At 59.9% G+C, this 16,323-nt stretch carries 10 protein-coding genes and 1 rRNA gene; 2 read left to right on the top strand and 9 right to left on the bottom strand.

What is annotated here, in order from left to right:
* Positions 1 to 336 precede the first annotated feature (336 nt).
* A complete protein-coding gene (locus AK821_RS01505; RefSeq protein ID WP_064387823.1) occupies positions 337 to 681 on the top strand; it encodes a cupin domain-containing protein in 345 nt (114 codons plus the stop codon).
* A gap of 162 nt (positions 682 to 843) precedes the next feature.
* On the opposite strand, the gene mmsB is transcribed toward AK821_RS01505, so the two are convergent.
* Positions 844 to 1,746: a 3-hydroxyisobutyrate dehydrogenase gene (mmsB, locus tag AK821_RS01500; RefSeq protein ID WP_064387822.1), complete on the bottom strand. Its 903-nt coding sequence runs from the start codon at positions 1,744 to 1,746 to the stop codon at positions 844 to 846.
* Between the two features lie 10 nt (positions 1,747 to 1,756).
* Positions 1,757 to 3,283, bottom strand: a complete 1,527-nt coding sequence (locus tag AK821_RS01495) for a CoA-acylating methylmalonate-semialdehyde dehydrogenase (RefSeq protein WP_064387821.1) — start codon at positions 3,281 to 3,283, stop codon at positions 1,757 to 1,759.
* Between the two features lie 149 nt (positions 3,284 to 3,432).
* Between AK821_RS01495 and AK821_RS01490 the strand changes: the two genes are divergently transcribed.
* Positions 3,433 to 4,380: a LysR family transcriptional regulator gene (locus tag AK821_RS01490; protein ID WP_064387820.1), complete on the top strand. Its 948-nt coding sequence runs from the start codon at positions 3,433 to 3,435 to the stop codon at positions 4,378 to 4,380.
* Here AK821_RS01490 and AK821_RS01485 read toward each other — a convergent pair.
* The 7 genes from AK821_RS01485 to rrf all read right to left on the bottom strand — a co-directional run.
* Positions 4,377 to 4,829, bottom strand: a complete 453-nt coding sequence (locus AK821_RS01485) for an OmpA family protein (protein ID WP_177330934.1) — start codon at positions 4,827 to 4,829, stop codon at positions 4,377 to 4,379. The two genes, AK821_RS01490 and AK821_RS01485, sit on opposite strands and share 4 nt — an antisense overlap.
* A gap of 46 nt (positions 4,830 to 4,875) precedes the next feature.
* Positions 4,876 to 6,144 (bottom strand): diguanylate cyclase domain-containing protein, encoded by a 1,269-nt coding sequence (locus tag AK821_RS01480; RefSeq protein WP_064387818.1) that lies wholly within the window; start codon positions 6,142 to 6,144, stop codon positions 4,876 to 4,878.
* Positions 6,141 to 6,716 carry a YfiR family protein gene (locus AK821_RS01475; protein ID WP_064387817.1) on the bottom strand — a complete coding sequence of 192 codons (576 nt, stop codon included), beginning with the start codon at positions 6,714 to 6,716 and terminating at the stop codon, positions 6,141 to 6,143. The genes AK821_RS01480 and AK821_RS01475 overlap by 4 nt, the downstream gene beginning before the upstream one ends.
* A 119-nt stretch (positions 6,717 to 6,835) precedes the next feature.
* Positions 6,836 to 8,953, bottom strand: a complete 2,118-nt coding sequence (recD, locus tag AK821_RS01470; RefSeq protein WP_064387816.1) for an exodeoxyribonuclease V subunit alpha — start codon at positions 8,951 to 8,953, stop codon at positions 6,836 to 6,838.
* Positions 8,950 to 12,639, bottom strand: coding sequence for an exodeoxyribonuclease V subunit beta (gene recB, locus AK821_RS01465; protein ID WP_064387815.1), 3,690 nt, complete (start codon positions 12,637 to 12,639; stop codon positions 8,950 to 8,952). The genes recD and recB overlap by 4 nt, the downstream gene beginning before the upstream one ends.
* Positions 12,636 to 16,088, bottom strand: a complete 3,453-nt coding sequence (gene recC / locus AK821_RS01460; protein ID WP_064387814.1) for an exodeoxyribonuclease V subunit gamma — start codon at positions 16,086 to 16,088, stop codon at positions 12,636 to 12,638. Before recC ends, recB begins: the two co-directional genes overlap by 4 nt.
* 154 nt (positions 16,089 to 16,242) lie before the next feature.
* A 5S ribosomal RNA gene (gene rrf / locus AK821_RS31270) occupies positions 16,243 to 16,323 on the bottom strand; the annotation flags it as partial.

The raw sequence follows: 16,323 nt of genomic DNA, 5'->3' as shown, positions 1-16,323 counted from the left end.
CTGCGTGAGAAAAAACCAATTCAAGTCTGTCCGTGACTCAGGTGTAACTCCATCTGGGTGGGAATGTCCTTTAGTACGAATGTTATAGTACAGACGATTTTGTTTTGCAATAGGTGTCAGAACGGTTATCTCGTTTTAGTCTAAAAATTCATTGAACTTTTATGGGGCATGACTGTATTAAAACCGTCATATATGCACGGCAATGGTGCAACGCTCGATGTTACGAGAGTGTTGCTGCTCAGCGCTCACAGGCATCAGGAGGTCGACCTCAGACATCCCGGCCGTTTCAGCAGACGCTAAGTTGGCGGTTCAATCCGTCATTTGCCTGGAGCCTTCATGTCCGCCCCCATCACCGTTCTGCGTGACACCCATCCTCTTCCGGTACTCGACGCCTGCAAGTGGGAAAAACTCGAAGGCGACCCGCACACCGTCAATCTCAACGCCTACACCAGCGAAGACGGCAACAAGATCATGGGCACGTGGATCTGCACACCCGGCAAGTGGCGCGTGGAATATGTGAAGTGGGAGTATTGCCATTTCCAGGAAGGCTACTGCGTGATCACGCCGGACGGCATGGCGCCGATTCACTTGCGCGCTGGCGACATCTTTGTGATTGAGCCGGGGATGAAAGGTACCTGGGAAGTGGTCGAGACCGTGCGCAAGTATTTCGTGTTTGCCTGATGCAAAAAAGCCGGGAGATCACCCGACGTGATTTCCCGGCAAACAATGTCTGATATACGCAATCCTCCTGTGGGAGCGAGCCTGCTCGCGAAAGCGCACGGTCAGTCACCTCCGCGTTGAAGTTACCGCCGTCATCGAGAGCAGGCTCGCTCCACAGTTTGTTCAACGCTGCCCTTCTATTGCAGGCTTGCGATAGCTGTTGATGATCGCCGAGAAATCCTTCCCGCCATCCCCACGCTGACTCATCGCCTGATAAAGCTGTTGCGCCACCGCGCCGAGCACCACCGGCTGATGCGCCTGACGCGCCGCTTCCGTCGCCAAACCCAAATCCTTGAGCATCAATTCCGCACCGAATCCACCGGTATAGCCGCGCGATGCCGGCGCCGTTTCGACAATCCCCGGCCACGGGTTGTACATCTCCGAACTCCAGCAGCGCCCGGTCGAGCTGTTGATGATTCCGGCCAGCACCGACGTATCGATCCCCAGTGCATCGCCCAGCGCCATCGCCTCGCTGACGCCGACCATCGAGATCGCCAGCAGCAGGTTGTTGCAGATCTTGGCGATCTGCCCGGTGCCGACCTCACCGCAATGCACGATGTTGCGGCCCATCTGCGCGAGCACCGGTTGCAGGGTGGCGAACAGTTCCGGGGGGGCGCCGCCCATGAGGGCCAGCGTGCCGGCGGTCGCACCGCCGGTGCCGCCAGAGACCGGTGCGTCAGCCATCGCCACGCCTTGTCTGGCCGCAGCGACAGCCACATCGCGAGCCGTTTGCGGATCAATCGTGCTGCAATCCACCGCCGGCACGCCTTTGCCGATGCCCGCGAGCACACCGTCCTCACCCAGCCAGACGCTACGCACATGCACAGCCGCCGGGAGCATGGTGATCACCAGTTCGGCATCCTCGGCCGCCTCACGCGCCGAAGCGCGAATGCTGCCGCCCAGTTGCTCGAGTTCCGCCAGCACGGTTTTGTTCAGGTCGACCAGGTTCAGCGAATGGCCAGCCTTGATCAGGTTGCGCGCCATCGGCGCGCCCATGTTGCCCAGACCGATAAATGCGATTTTCATGGCCGATTCCTCAGCGCAGATTGATGGTTGTGTTCACGCCGTCTTTGACGCTGTCGTCATCGAACCAGCGTGCCGTGACCGTTTTGGTCTGCGTGTAGAACTGCCCCACTTGCTTGCCGTACGGGCCGAGGTCGCCGAGTTTCGAACCGCGCGAACCGGTGAAGCTGAAGAACGGCACCGGCACCGGAATCGGGATGTTGATGCCGACCTGGCCGACGTCGATTTCGGTCTGGAATTTGCGTGCCGCCGCACCGCTCTGGGTGAACAGGCCGGTGCCGTTGCCGAACGGGTTGGCGTTGACCAGGGCGATGGCCTGATCGAGGGTGTCGACTTCCAGCACCACCAGCACCGGGCCGAAGATTTCCTGGGTGTAGATCTGCATGTCGGTGGTCACGCCCGAGAACAGGGTCGGGCCGACAAAGTTGCCTTGCTCGTAGCCCGGCACCTTGATGTCACGACCGTCCAGTTCCAGCTTGGCGCCTTCCTTGATGCCGCTTTCGATCAGGTCGAGAATTCGCGCCTTGGCTTTCTTCGAGATCACCGGGCCGACATCGGTGCCCGGCTCGTTGCCGGCGTTGACGGTGAGTTTCTGCGCCAGCGCCTTCAGATCCGGCAACCATTGTTTCGCCGCGCCAACCAGCACCACCACCGAGGTGGCCATGCAACGTTGCCCGGCCGCACCGAAACCGGCACCGACCAAGGCATTCAGCGCTTGCTCGCGATTGGCATCGGCCAGCACCACAGCGTGGTTCTTCGCGCCCATCATCGATTGCACGCGTTTGCCGTGTTTACCCGCCAAATCGTAAACGTGAGTGCCGACCGCCGTCGAACCGACGAACGACACTGCTTTGATGTCCTTGTGCGTGCACAGGCCATCGACCACGTCTTTGCCGCCGTGAACCACGTTCAACACGCCCGCCGGAACGCCCGCCTCGACTGCCAGTTCCACCAGCAACATGGTCGACAGCGGATCCTGTTCCGAAGGTTTCAGGACGAAAGTGTTGCCGCAGGCAATCGCCATCGGGAACATCCACAGCGGAATCATCGCCGGGAAGTTAAACGGGGTGATGCCGGCGCACACGCCGATCGGCTGGCGCAAGGTGTAGGTATCAACACCGCCGGCGACGTTCTCGGCGAACTCGCCCATCTGCAGCGTGCCGATGGAGCACGCGTGCTCGACCACTTCCAGCCCACGGAAAATGTCGCCCTCGGCGTCAGCAATAGTTTTGCCTTGCTCGGCACTCAGGACGATAGCGATGCGTTTGGAGTGTTCGCGGATCAGCGCTTGCAGCTTGAGCATGATGCGCATTCGCGCACCGATCGGGGTCAGTTTCCAGGTCTGGAACGCACGCTGGGCGGCGCTGACGGCGGCGTCGACTTCAGCGGCGGTGGCGAACGGGACTTTCGCCAGCACTTGCTGGGTCGCCGGGTTGACGATGTCGTGCCATTCGGTGGTCTGCGATTCGACCCATTCGCCGTCGATCAGCAGCTTGACCTTCTGCAGCGTGGTTTCGTTGGGCGTAAGCGATGCGTTCATGCTGGTCTCCGAAACTTGTTTTTATCGTAGGAGCCAAGGCGAAGGGTTCGCCTTGAGATGAGGCGTGTGTCACGAATTGGTTGTCGGACTGTTTTTGGAGTATAGATGTGCAAACTTCTAATAAGAACGCACATATAAGCCCGTCCATCATGCAAAAAAACATCACCTCCCTAGGCTCGCTGAACTGGGACGACCTCAAGTTTTTTCTCGAAGTCGCCCGTACCCGCAAGGCCAGCACTGCTGCCAAACGCTTGGCCGTCGACTACACCACGGTGTCACGGCGAATCAGTTCACTGGAAGCGGCGCTCGGCACGTTGTTGTTTGAAAAGTCGCGCACCAGCGGTTTCGTGCTGACCGCCGAAGGTCAGCGTTTGCTCGGTTATGCCGAGTCGATTGAAAGCACATTGCACATGGCGTGCGAGCAGGTTTCAGGCTCTGGCGTGGCTCTGTCCGGGCATGTGCGCATGGGCTGCACCGAAGGTTTCGGCAGTTTTTTCATCACCCCGCAACTGAGCCATTTCGTCGACGCCTACCCGGCGATCTCGGTGGACATCCTGCCGCTGCCGCACTTCATCAGCCTGTCCAAGCGCGAGGCCGACATCGTTATCGCGCTGGAGCGCCCGGAGCATGGGCCGTACGTCTGCTGCAAGCTCTGCGACTACCGCTTGCAGCTCTACGCGACCCAGGACTATCTCGACAAACACCCACCGATCCGCCGCCCGGCAGACTTGGGCAAGCATCAATTCATCAGTTATGTGGATGATCTGGCGTTCAGCTCGGAGCTGCTCTACTTGGCGAACGTGTTGCCTGGCGCAAGCGCCAACTTGCGCAGCACCAGCGTGATCGCGCAATTCGTCGCGGCGCAGCAAGGGCGCTCGCTGGCGATTCTGCCGTGTTTCCTCGCCGCGCAGGATCCGCGCCTGCTGCCAGTGTTGCCGGAGGAGATCGACATTACCCGACAGTTCTGGATGTACTGCCGCGAGGACCTGAGGAAGCTCAAGCGGATTACCCTGTTGTGGGATTACATCCGTGAGGTGACCGAGCGCAATCAGGCGCTGTTGATGGGTGAAACCGGCGAAATGCAGTTCGCCGATTAGTCGTTGCTGACCACGATCGCCACTCGGCGATTCTCGGTGCGTCCCGCTGCCGTGCTGTTGGACGCCACCGGTTCTTTGCTGCCGAGGCCTTGCAGCTGGATGTTTTCCTGCTTCATGCCGACCGTGCCGAGTACGTTGGCAACGCTCTTGGCGCGGCGCAGTGACAATTGCTGGTTGTAGGTTTCCTTGCCTGACGCGTCGGTATGGCCATCGACCCGCACGCGCTCGATGCCAACGCCCACCAAGGCCTTGCCGATGCGTTCGACGATCTCGGTACTTTCTTTATTGAGGCTTTCGACGTCGCTGCCGAACAGCACTTTACCGGACAGGCCAAACTCCCAGCCTTCATCGGTCAGTTCGAAACCTTGTTGTTTGAGCACGGCGACTTGCGCCGGGGTCAGGCCTTTTTGCGGGGCCGTCTGGCAACCGCTCAATATCAGTGCGGCCATCAACAGCAACGCGGAAAACAGTCGGATTGGAAGTGTGAACACGGGATTAGCTCCTGGTTTGAACGGGATCGGCCGGGTGCTCCGACCCAGCCGTGAATTGAGCGCCACGCGACAGGCGTTTGGCCTGATACATCGCCGCATCGGCGGCATTGAGCAGGCCGCCGGGGGTGGCGCCATGATCCGGGAAAACCGCGATGCCGATACTGAGCGAGGTCACGACACGGGTGTCGCCCGGCAGCGCGATGGGCATGTCCATGCTGGCGAGGATCTTGTCGGCAATACGCTCGGCGTCTTCGATCTTGTGCAGGGGCGTGAGCAATACGGCGAACTCATCGCCGCCCAGGCGCGCCACCAGATCTTCTTCACGCAATTGCGCGCGAACGCGATTGGCGATGGCCACCAACACCGCATCGCCGGCAGCATGGCCGAAGTTATCGTTGATGCCCTTGAAGCGATCACTGTCGAGAAACAGCACGGCCACTCGCTCATTGAGTTTGCCGGCATTGCGCAAGGCACGAATCAAGCGCCCCTCGAAAAACGCACGGTTCGGCAGACCGGTGAGGCTGTCATGGCTGGCTTGATGCGCGAGGCTTTCGTTTTCGCTTTGCAGATGGCTCTGCCAGGACTCGAGCTCATCGAGCAAAGCATTGAAGTCGTTGCCGAGGTTGTCGAGTTCGGCGATCTGTGCCGGCGGCACGCGCCGATCCAGTGCGCGTTCGCTGCGGGCGGCGTGGGCCACATTGGCCAGACTGCGCAGAGGACCGGTGATCGCGCGTAGCTGGCGACGCGCCAGGTAGAGCGCAACCCAGGCGCTGATCGCGGTGCAGAGGATGATCCCCGCCAGACCGCTGAGCAGAAAGCGCATCAGGCTGCCACCATGGCCGGTAAGCAGCACACGACCGATTTCACGGTCCTGATGCTCGATCGGCAGGCTGATGGGTTTTTCCAGAATGGCGCGGGTGATCTGCATTTCCAGCTCAGAGAACAAACCGTTTTCCGGGCGTTGCCAATGCGCGAGCACTTGTCCCTGGCTGTTCAGCACCTGGGCGTCAGCGACCTCTTCGGCAGAAGCAATCAGCGCCAGCGATTCATTGGCGGCCGTCTTGTCGTTGAACACCACCGCAGCTTCGACGGTGTAGCTGATCGAACGGGCGATCAAGTGCAGGTTGTGATCGGCGTACACCCTTAAAGCCAGTACGCCGAGCAACGTCAGCGAAACGCTGGCCATCGCCACACCCACCAGCGCGACCGTCAAATGCCCTCGGCCAATGACTGAACCCAGCGTTGGGCGGCTATTCGACCTGAACAGTTTCATGGTGCCGCCGGCTTGCGACGCGACAATTGCAGCACGCTTGGATGAATGCGTACGCCGCTGCGGGCAACCGAGTCGAGGTTGACCTCGAAAGACACCTGCTCATCGCCGACGCGCAGGCAGAACAGGCTGCCAACCGTGCACTGATCGTCACCTTCGCTGATGCTCAGCACCGGATGGCCAATCAACGATTCGAAAAGACGACTGCGCTCATCCGCTGTCAGTTTGCCGATATAGACCGCATCGCACTCGCTGACGATCGCCGGATTGTCCGCCAGCAAGCGGCGCACGATGACCGGTCGGCCAGTGGCCTGCGTGGTGCCTTTGACCAGATCATCGGTGTATTCGGTAGGGCCGACGATGCACAGGCGCAGTTGCGCAGGCTCCACCGGCCAGCGAGCGTAACTGAGGATGCCGAGAACCACTTGAGTGACCGACTGCGCGCGTTGCTCAGCCATGCCCGTCGGCTTTTGCACTTGCGCGACGGCCACGCCCGTCAACAGCCAGAGCAGACCGACAAGCAACGCGTACTTGCAGCGAACCGCGCGCTCTGTCGCCCAGACAGACACCTTCATGCAGGGATTCTCTTGGATCGTAGCGAAATGATGCCGCAACGATAGCACAGCGGTGCAACACCAGCGAGGCGGTGCCCCCTGACCGGTTGGTCAATAAACGCCGTTCGACGTCTGGATTTTCACCCGTGAGGCACGCCCCCCTCTTCCAGTTCCAGCATCAGTCCGCTGAGACGCTTGACCTTGCGCTGTACGGCCTCTTCAAACACCTCGGTACGCGGCTCGATGAGGGTGAACCAGTGTTTCGCGCGGGTGATGCCGGTGTAGATCAGTTCCTTGGTCAGCACCGGGTTCAAGGCATCCGGAAGGATCAGCGCAGTGTGCGCGAACTCCGAGCCCTGCGACTTGTGCACCGTCATTGCGTAGACGGTTTCCACGTCGTTGAGCCGACTCGGCAATACGAAACGCACACCGCCCTGGCCATCGTTACGCGGGAAGGCTACGCGCAGCAGCGGCTTGCCGGCATCCGGCCCGTCGCGCTCGGGTAGCTTGAGTGCGATGCCGATGTCGCCGTTCATCAGACCCAGACCATAGTCATTGCGGGTCATCAGTACCGGGCGACCTTCGTACCATTGCTGATCGTTGTCGATCAGGCGTGCCTTGAGCAACGCGGCGGTGATGCGCAGGTTCAGGCCCTCAACGCCCCATGCTCCTTTGCGCACGGCACACAACAGCTGGAAGGTGTCGAAGGCCTGCAAGACGTCACGCGCCCAGTGGGTCCAGTCTGGATGTTCCAGCGGTCTGTCGGGCGACGGACGCTGATTGCGCAGCACGCTCAGATAGTGCCGATAGCCTTGCGGTCCGTTGCCATCGCCGTGGCCGTCAAGCGCCAGTCGTTCGAGCTTGGGATCGTGTTCACCCTTGGGCAGTTTTACCGCAAACACATCTTTATAGTGCCCGCTGTCCAGCAGCTGACGCGCTTCAAGCGGTAGCTGCTGATTGACCCGCCGCGCGAGCTGACCGATGCCACTGCCCTCGCCAAAACGTCGCGAGTGGCGCAGCATCACCACTTGTTGCGCCAGTGGATGGGTGCCGTCGATGTCCTCGTGCAGGCCGCTGCCTTGCAACGATTCACCGCTGACAAATTCCAGCCAGTGACGGGTTTGCGGGTTGTACCAGCCCTGCTCGGCGTCACGACACAGATCACCAAGAACCGCGCCGGCTTCCACGGAAGCGAGTTGATCCTTGTCACCGAGCAGCACGAGTCGCGCATGGGCCGGCAACGCGTCGAGCAGGTTGGCCATCATTTCCAGATCGATCATTGACGCTTCGTCGACCACCAGCACATCCAGCGGCAAGCGGTTGCCGGCGTGGTGGCGGAAGTGTCGCGTACCGGGGCGACTGCCGAGCAAACGGTGCACGGTGGTCACGTCGCAGGGGATTTTCGCGCGCACCTCTTCGGCAACTTTCAGCGATTGCACTTGCTGACTAATGGACTCGGTCAGTCGCGCCGCCGCTTTACCCGTCGGGGCGGCAAGGCGAATCCGCAGCGGGTGACCCGCCTCAACCGCCGGCGCTTGAAGCAGCGCGAGCAGACGTACCACCGTCGTCGTTTTGCCGGTGCCCGGGCCGCCAGTGACAATGCTGAAAGCACTGCGAGTGGCAAGGGCGCAGGCGAGCTTCTGCCAGTCGATCACCTCGCCGGAGCGGGCCGATCCGAACAATTCATTCAACCGCTGCGGCAGATCCTCCGGGGTTGCCTCAGTTTGTGCCAAACGCTGGCGCAACGCCGCGTCGATGCGCCGTTCGTAAGCCCAGTAACGTCGCAGATACAGACGTTTCCCGACCAACACCAATGGCCGCTGCTGCGCCGCTTCTCGGGTATCGGCCGCCAGTGCGACCAGACCACTTCCGGCCAGCGTCTTGCACCAATGCACGCCGTCGAGCGCTTCAAGCAGTTGCGAGGGCAACAGCAACACGCCGCCCTGCACATCACCCTCGGGCGGCAACGACAGAGCAAAATCCGGGGCCTTGAGTGTTTCGAACAGATCCAGACACACGTGGCCGTGGCCCAACTGGTGACTGGTCAGTGCGGCAGCGAGCAACACCAACGGATCGGTGCCCGGCTCAAGCTCGTGAAGAAATGCGACGAACGCCTTGTCCAGCGCACGCAACCAACCCCGCTCGACCCAGCGGGTGAGTAACAGCAGCAAATCATCGGCGCTGGTCAGCGGCGCGAGTTTCGACAGGCTATCGGCCGCCAACGGGGTCGGCAACAGATCAGCAAAAGTGCGGCTCATAGCAGGACTCCCTGTTCCCATGCGGGTTCGGCCTTGGGTTCGGGTTTACCCTGGAACATCCGGTCCAGCCGCTCGATCAACTCGCGCGGCGGACGGGCAAAGTAAACACCGCGACTGTCTGCACGGGTGCCACGCAGGAACATATACAGCGCGCCACCGATGTGCCGGTCGTAATCGTATTCCGCTAGCCGCGCCTTGAGCTGGCGATGCAGCGCCAACAGGTACAATACGTATTGCAGGTCGTAGCGATTGTCGAGGATCGACTGTTCCATGGCTTGCGCGGTGTAGGCCAGATCATCCACGCCCAGCCAGTTGGATTTGTAATCAGCCACGTAATAACGGCCATCGTGTTCAAAGGTCAGGTCGATGAAGCCTTTGAACATGCCGTTGAGTTGTACTGGTTCTGCCGCAACACGGGCGACTCCATTGTGCGTGTACTGGCGCACCAGTTCGTCAAGTTTGAGCACATCGACTTTATGGCTGGCGAACCAGAACTCCATCTCGACGCGGTACTGCTTGAGTTGCTCGAGAATCACCGGCGGCTGCCCGCCATCAATTGGCAATGGCGATTTAAGCAGGTGCTGCAGCCAGTCACTGAGGGTGAGGATCCAGCCTTCCCAGCCACGCAAGTTGCAGCGACGAGCAATCGCATCTTCCAGCGCCTCGCGAGACACCGCGAAGCCATCGTCTCCGGCCCACTCCAGTAAACCGTGGAGAAACGTTCCTGGATTCGGACCTCGGGGGAAGCGGTGAATATCAGCGCCGCCAGCAATGATTTCCCGTGGTGCGTCCGGGTCGAGGCGCTCGTCATCGAACAGCTTTTGCGCTTGCGGACTGTCCGGAGCTTCATCGCTGCCGACACTCAGCACATCGCTGATGCGCAGCGCGCTGTAGGAGGCGATCCACCAGTTTTCACTGGCCTTGCGCTTGGGCAATAGCGTGGCACTGAGGACGGCTTCGTTGCGCGGCGGCCGGTAGTGTTCGTCGGAGGGCTGCGGTGTTTCTGCGATGCTGATTGCCGCGCAGTCCTGCTGCAGATCTCGCAGCCAACGGTCGAGTCCGCTGGATTCCCCCAGAGACGCGCCACCGCCCAGCAGATAACCCAACGCAGAAAGGTGCAGCACCGAGCTGTTGTTATTGCCGCGCTTGAGATCCGTCACGCCCAGCCAGCAGGCATGTTGCGCGCGGGTCAGGGCGACATACAGCAAACGCAGATCCTCGGCGAGGCGCTCTTCATCCGCTTGCGCAATCAATTCGGCGGTTGGCTTGAGGCTCACTTGGGCCTTGCCCGAAGCGTCGTGGTAATGCAGCGGCAATCGGCTGCCGTCGACCGGTTTTGCCGAGCAGATGAATGGCAGGAACACCAGTGGATACTCGAGCCCTTTCGACTTGTGAATGGTCACCACCTTGACCAGTTGCTCGTCGCTTTCCAGACGGAGGATCTGCTCTTCGCCGGCCTGCCCCGACAACGCCAGAAGCTCGGCCAGATGGCGGATCAGCGCTTGCTCGCCATCCAGTTCAGCGGCGGCTTGCTGCATCAGTTCCGAGAGGTGCAAAAGGTTGGTCAGTACCCGCTCGCCATCGCTGCGCGCCATCAAGGTCTGCGGCAATTGGAAGTCGTGCAACAGACGTCGGAGCATCGGCAGTACGCCATGCTTGCGCCACAGTTCGCGGTAACCACGAAACTGCATGACGCGGGTTTCCCAGACCAACTCGTCCTGATTCAGCCGTTCCAGCTCAACCAGGGGCAGGTTCAGGGTGATGCAGGCCAGCGCGGCTTTCAGCGAGCGTTCGACATCCGGTTCGGCACAGGCCTTGAGCCACGACAACAGGTCGTGGGCCTCCTGAGCGGCGAACACCGAGTCCTTGTCCGACAGATAAACGCTGCGCACACCACGACTGGCGAGTTCACTGCGCACGGCCTGGGCTTCTTTACCGTCACGAACGAGGATCGCGATGTCCGAGGGGCGCAGGCCTCTGAAGTCCTTACCATCCTGGGTGAATCCCGCACTGGCGCTTTGCCCGCCATTGAGCAACGCAGTGATCTCACTGGCACAGGCGCCCGCCAATTGTTGGCGATAGACCGCGCCAGACAATGGCTGATCGCTGGGCAACAGCCAGACATTCAGCGCTGCGACGTCTTGCCCGGCAACCTGAAGTTTTTCCTTGCGCCCCTGAGACTCGACAGGGAGAAACGGCACCGGGTTAGCACCATTTTTTTCCCGAAACAAAAACGCGCCGCGTCCCTGCTCTCGGGACTCGGCGCGTTGGAATACATGGTTGACCGCGTTGACCATGCCGTGACTGGAGCGGAAGTTGGTGCCGAGCGTATGCAAGCGGCCGCTGGTAGCCTGACGCGCACGCAAATAGGTGTAGATGTCCGCACCGCGAAAAGCATAGATCGCCTGTTTCGGGTCGCCGATCAGAAACAGCCCGGTGTCTGGATTGTTTTCTTCGATCCGATAGATCGTCTCGAAAATCCGGTACTGCACCGGATCGGTGTCCTGGAATTCGTCGATCAGCGCGACCGGAAACTGCTCGCGAATCAAGATCGCAAGACGCTCTCCTCCTTCGGATTGCAGTGCGGCATCCAAACGCAACAGCATGTCGTCGAAACCCATTTCGGCGCGTCGGCGTTTTTCTTCTTCGAAACGCGCACCGACCCATTTGGCGGCGTGTTGCAGGACAGCGGCGTCGGGGGTGGGCAATGCATCGAGACTGGATTTGAGCCCGTGCATGGCGTCCAGCCCAGGATGACTGGGGGCCTGGCCTTTCCAGGCCTCAGCCATGCCGTCGGGAGTCAGTCGAGTGAAGCCGGTGCCGATGTCCAGTTGCTCCATGGCCTCGTCTTCGGCCCAGGCCTTGAGCTTCTCGAACCACGGTTCAAAGTAACGCGCTTGCATCTTGCGACCATCGACAGTCTTGCTGGCAACACCTTGATGACAGATGGCGAGCAACTCGTCTGCCCATTGGCGCCACGGCATTTTCAGTTCGATCAATGCAGCGCGGCGTTCTTGCAGGCACTCTTCGATAAGCTCAGCGGGTGCCTTGCCTTCATCGCTGTCACGCTCACTGGCGAACAAGCCACGGACACGCGGCAACAATGCCGCAGGACCGCCCCAGTTGTTGCGAACCCAATTGAGCGCATCACCCTGCATCGGGTAACAAAACAGCCGCCAGTAATCGCGTAACACTTCGCCAAGCAGGTCGCTGTGATCGGTTTCCAGGGATTGGGTGAACAGACTGCCGCTGTCGAACGCATGCTCACGCAGCATGCGCTGACACCAACTGTGGATGGTCGAAACGGCGGCTTCGTCCATCCATTGTGCGGCAATATCGAGACGATTGGCGCAACCGGGCCATTGCTGCGGGACGAATTGATCGCGCAGTTCTGCGATCAATCCGTCAGGGGCCGCCATCTCGTCACGAAAGAATCGTGCGGCCTCGGCCAGTCGCGTACGAATCCGTTCGCGCAGTTCTTTGGTCGCCGCGTCGGTGAATGTCACTACGAGAATTTGCGGCGGCAAAAGCTCACGACCGAAGCTGTTGGCTTCGCCTCCGTGCCCCAGGATCAGGCGCAGATAAAGTGCTGAGATAGTGAAGGTCTTGCCGGTACCGGCACTCGCTTCGATCAACTGGCTGCCACGCAGGGGGAATGCCAAGGCAAGTGGAGTTTTTGTACTCATGCGCGTGCCCCATCACTGGACAATGAGCGCCAAGGGGCTTCAAGCAATGGACGGTACAAGGCGTCGCACCAGCCGGAGAATGTTTCGTCCGCGAGCAGCGCATCGAAGTCGGCATATTGCCGGGACAACGCCGGACTTTCGCGACGCTCGCCTTCACTGGTCTGGCCATCACCTTCGTAGGCTTTACGCGCGGCCGCTTCGGCCTTGAGTGGATCGGTCTGGGACAGCCAGGCGAATGCGGTTTTGACGGCGATCGGTAATGGCTGGCGCATACCGGCCTGCCAGGCGAGCAGCACATCGCCAAGGAAACGCAGCGCTCGCTCTTGCTCCATCGGCTCAAGCAGCAAGGTGTCGTCACTGGCGACCAACGCTGTGGTCAACGAAAGCCCGCAGGCGCAGGCGACCAGATGATTGACCCACGGCTTGGTCAATCGATGCCATTTGCGACTTTTGATCGAGCCGATGCTGTTGGGAATGGTCGTGACCGACAACACACCACCATCGGCGCGCTGATGCAGGCCTGAAAGCCAGCCTTCCAGGCGCAAACCCTGTAAATCGAGGCTGATCGGGATCGCACTGGTCAGCGGTGTCGGCCATAACGTCAGTAGTTGTTGATAACGCTGCAACAGGTCCGGCAGCGGTTCGATCAGTTCTCGCTGTAAACATTCGCCGAAGCCAGCCATCGGCAACAGGCCACTGTTTTGCAGACGGCGGGCTTGAACCTCGAGGGCTTGATCAATGTTGTCCGGTTGCCTCAGCGCAGCTTCGAGAAGGCTGTCGCTGAGCGTATAACGCTGCAATGCGTCGAGCACAAAAGGCTCTTCATCGGCCAACGGCGCTTCGGCGGCTTCGAAATACACCTTGAGTCGCTGCGTGAAGAAATGCCGTACAGGATTACGCAGAAAGTCCTGCAAGAGAGCGAGGCTCAGCGGTTCCTCCTGAACGAAAGGCGTGAGTAACTCTGCGTTATTTTTCGGTACAGGCTGTTGATGCAACACCTGCCATTCACTGGCGTAGCTGAACAGTTGATCACCTTCATGGAAATAACGCGCACTGAACGGTTGCAACGGATGCTCCTCTGTCATGGCGCTCAGCAAATCCCGATTTTCGTCGAGCAGTCGCCAGCCGCTGGCCAGGTGATCGCGCAACTGACCGATCAGCACCGACGCCGGGCGCTCGCTGTTGTCACGAATGCTGCGACCAACCCAACTGATGTAGAGCTGATTACGCGCAGACAGCAACGCTTCGAGTAACAGATAGCGGTCGTCTTCACGCCGGGAGCGATCACCCGGACGGTAGTCGCTGCCCATCAGATCGAAATCTAAGGGTGGTTGCGCACGGGGGTAGTCCCCGTCATTCATGCCCAGCAAACAAACCAGTTTGAAGGGGATGGCGCGCATCGGCATCAACGTGCAGAAGTTCACCGCGCCGGCGAGGAAGCGTTGAGACAATCGGCCTTGATCCAGCCCGGCGAGCCAGGCTTCTCGCACGACAGTCAGTGGTAATTCATCGACCAGCCCCACAGCTTCGCAGGTCTCCAACCAGGTTTCGCGAAGCTCCTCGAGTTGGGTCAGCAAGTAATCGTCGTGTTCATTGCTGGCTTTGAAGAACAGTTGCATGAGCGCTTGCAGTCGCTGGCCCCATTCTTTGGGTTGGGCCGGCTGCGTAAGCTCATGGTGGGCGAGCTCCAGTGCATCAAGCAAGGCCACCAGCGGCCCGATCAATGCCGCATCCAGGCCACCGATTTCATCATAGGGTTCGATACCCGCGCAGGCGTTCGCGCTACCAACGGCGTAACCAAGCAACATCCGGCGCAGACCGAAATGCCAGCTGTTCTGCTCCAGCTCATCGGGCAAGCCGAGCCCTGCACGTTGCTCGGCGTTCATGCCCCAACGGACACCTGCGCCTTCAATCCAGCGGTGCAGCGTCGGCAAGTCGCGTTCTTCCACGCCGAAACGGGCACGCAATGCGGGAACATCGAGCAGGTCGAGGATCTCACTGACGGGAAAACGGCTGTCTGGCAGTTTGAGCAGATGCTCGACCGCGATCAGTAGCGGATCGCGGCCCCGCTGGCCCTGGTCCGCCAATGTGAAAGGAATGAAGCGTGGATCATGACGATCAAGTTGACCGAATACTGCACGGATATGCGGCGCATAGCTGTCGATCTCCGGCACCATCACAATGACATCCCGAGGACGCAAATCAGGATTTGCGCTGAAACGGGCCAAGAGCTGGTCGTGGAGAATTTCAACTTCACGCTGAGCGCTGTGGGCAATGTGAAAACGGATCGAGTCGTCTTTTGTCAGATCAACAGCAGGCCAGTGCTCACGGGTTTCGTTGAGCGGGCGCAGTTCCAGGATATCGTCCTGAAGTTGATTGAGCAGGTTGTGCGCCTGAGTTTCGCTGAACAGATCGATTCGACCATCGCGAAACGCTGCACGGTAGCTGTTGGGGTCGTCGTAGCTATCGAGCAGGTTGATGTAGTCGCGACCTTGTTTTCCCCATGCAGCCAGGAGCGGGTGCGCATGTTGGTGCAACGTTTCCGGATCCAGCACAACAGGCATTCCGCTCTTGCGGGACTGTCGTTTGTATTGGTGGCGCAGCAAGTCCTTGTCGGCGACGATATCGGCCCAGTGATGACGACAAGGGTTGTGCACACAAAGCAGAACCTGGCTGAAACGCGCGAGCCCGGCCAGCGCTTCAAGGACTTGGGCCGGCAACGAAGAAATCCCGAAAACGATCACTCGCGAGGGGAGCCCTGGCGGAGCTTCCGAGAGGTTGTTGATGCGCTCGATGAATCGCTGATGAACACCGGCACGACTTTGTGCCATGCCTTGTTCACCCACATCCTCCAGCAATGCTCGCCACAGTTCAGCTTGCCAGCAACTGGTGGCTGGCAATGCCTTAACCTCGCCTCTGACATTCCTTAGCTGATGCCGCCCTTCAGCCCAGTCTTCAAGCCAGTCAGCCCGATACACCTGGTATTGGTCGAAGAGATCCGCCAGGCGTTCGGAGAGTTGGTAACGCTTGCGCAAGTCAGTGTCGTGGGTGAGGAACCGTTGCAGCGGCTCGAAATGTGCGCGATCGATGACCTGAGGTAGCAGGCGCATGAGGCGCCAAGTCAGTGGTGCTTTATCGAGCAGGGATTTGGCGGGGATTTGTTCTCGGCCCAGAACCATTCGGTAGAGCTGCCACATAAAACTGCCGGGCAGTTGCACATCAATCGCTGCGGCAATACCGCAGCCGCCGAGATCGTCCTCTTCGGGGTCTTCCGCCAAAGCCAATTTAAGCCATTGGGCAATTCCGTTGCTTTGCACCAGGGCAATTTCGTTTTCCAGAGGCGCCAGTGGATAGCGTCGCATGATGCTGATCACAAGGCTGCGCAGTTCGTCCAGGCTGTTGCTCTGAACCACCATGAATGCAGCGTTGAGGGACTGGGCGTCCGGCATAAAGGCTTCCTTGGAAAAGTACAAAAGCTAGGGCAGAACCTTAGCATTGTCGGCAGGCTGTGACAGCCGGACGACGTCCTTGAATGCTGTAAGAACTTTCCTGCGGGCAAAACAAAACCCCAACTGCTTTCGCAATTGGGGTTTCGGAATTTAATCTTGACGATGACCTACTCTCACATGGGGAAACCCCACACTACCATCGGCGATGCATCGTTTCACTGCTGAGTTCGGGATG

Origin of the sequence: Pseudomonas sp. RIT-PI-r, assembly GCF_001297015.1 — a bacterium.
In the GTDB taxonomy this organism is placed as follows: Bacteria; Pseudomonadota; Gammaproteobacteria; order Pseudomonadales; family Pseudomonadaceae; genus Aquipseudomonas.
This window is presented reverse-complemented; position numbering and strand designations above follow the sequence as displayed.

Bases quoted from the DNA above. Each gene is read 5' to 3' on its own strand.
- AK821_RS01495 (WP_064387821.1), bottom strand. From the start codon at position 3,283: ATGAACGCATCGCTTACGCCCAACGAAACCACGCTGCAGAAGGTCAAG.
- AK821_RS01490 (WP_064387820.1), top strand. From the start codon at position 3,433: ATGCAAAAAAACATCACCTCCCTAGGCTCGCTGAACTGGGACGACCTC.
- AK821_RS01480 (WP_064387818.1), bottom strand. From the start codon at position 6,144: ATGAAACTGTTCAGGTCGAATAGCCGCCCAACGCTGGGTTCAGTCATT.
- mmsB (WP_064387822.1), bottom strand. From the start codon at position 1,746: ATGAAAATCGCATTTATCGGTCTGGGCAACATGGGCGCGCCGATGGCG.
- AK821_RS01505 (WP_064387823.1), top strand. From the start codon at position 337: ATGTCCGCCCCCATCACCGTTCTGCGTGACACCCATCCTCTTCCGGTA.
- AK821_RS01485 (WP_177330934.1), bottom strand. From the start codon at position 4,829: ATGGCCGCACTGATATTGAGCGGTTGCCAGACGGCCCCGCAAAAAGGC.
- recD (WP_064387816.1), bottom strand. From the start codon at position 8,953: ATGAGCCGCACTTTTGCTGATCTGTTGCCGACCCCGTTGGCGGCCGAT.
- recB (WP_064387815.1), bottom strand. From the start codon at position 12,639: ATGAGTACAAAAACTCCACTTGCCTTGGCATTCCCCCTGCGTGGCAGC.
- recC (WP_064387814.1), bottom strand. From the start codon at position 16,088: ATGCCGGACGCCCAGTCCCTCAACGCTGCATTCATGGTGGTTCAGAGC.
- AK821_RS01475 (WP_064387817.1), bottom strand. From the start codon at position 6,716: ATGAAGGTGTCTGTCTGGGCGACAGAGCGCGCGGTTCGCTGCAAGTAC.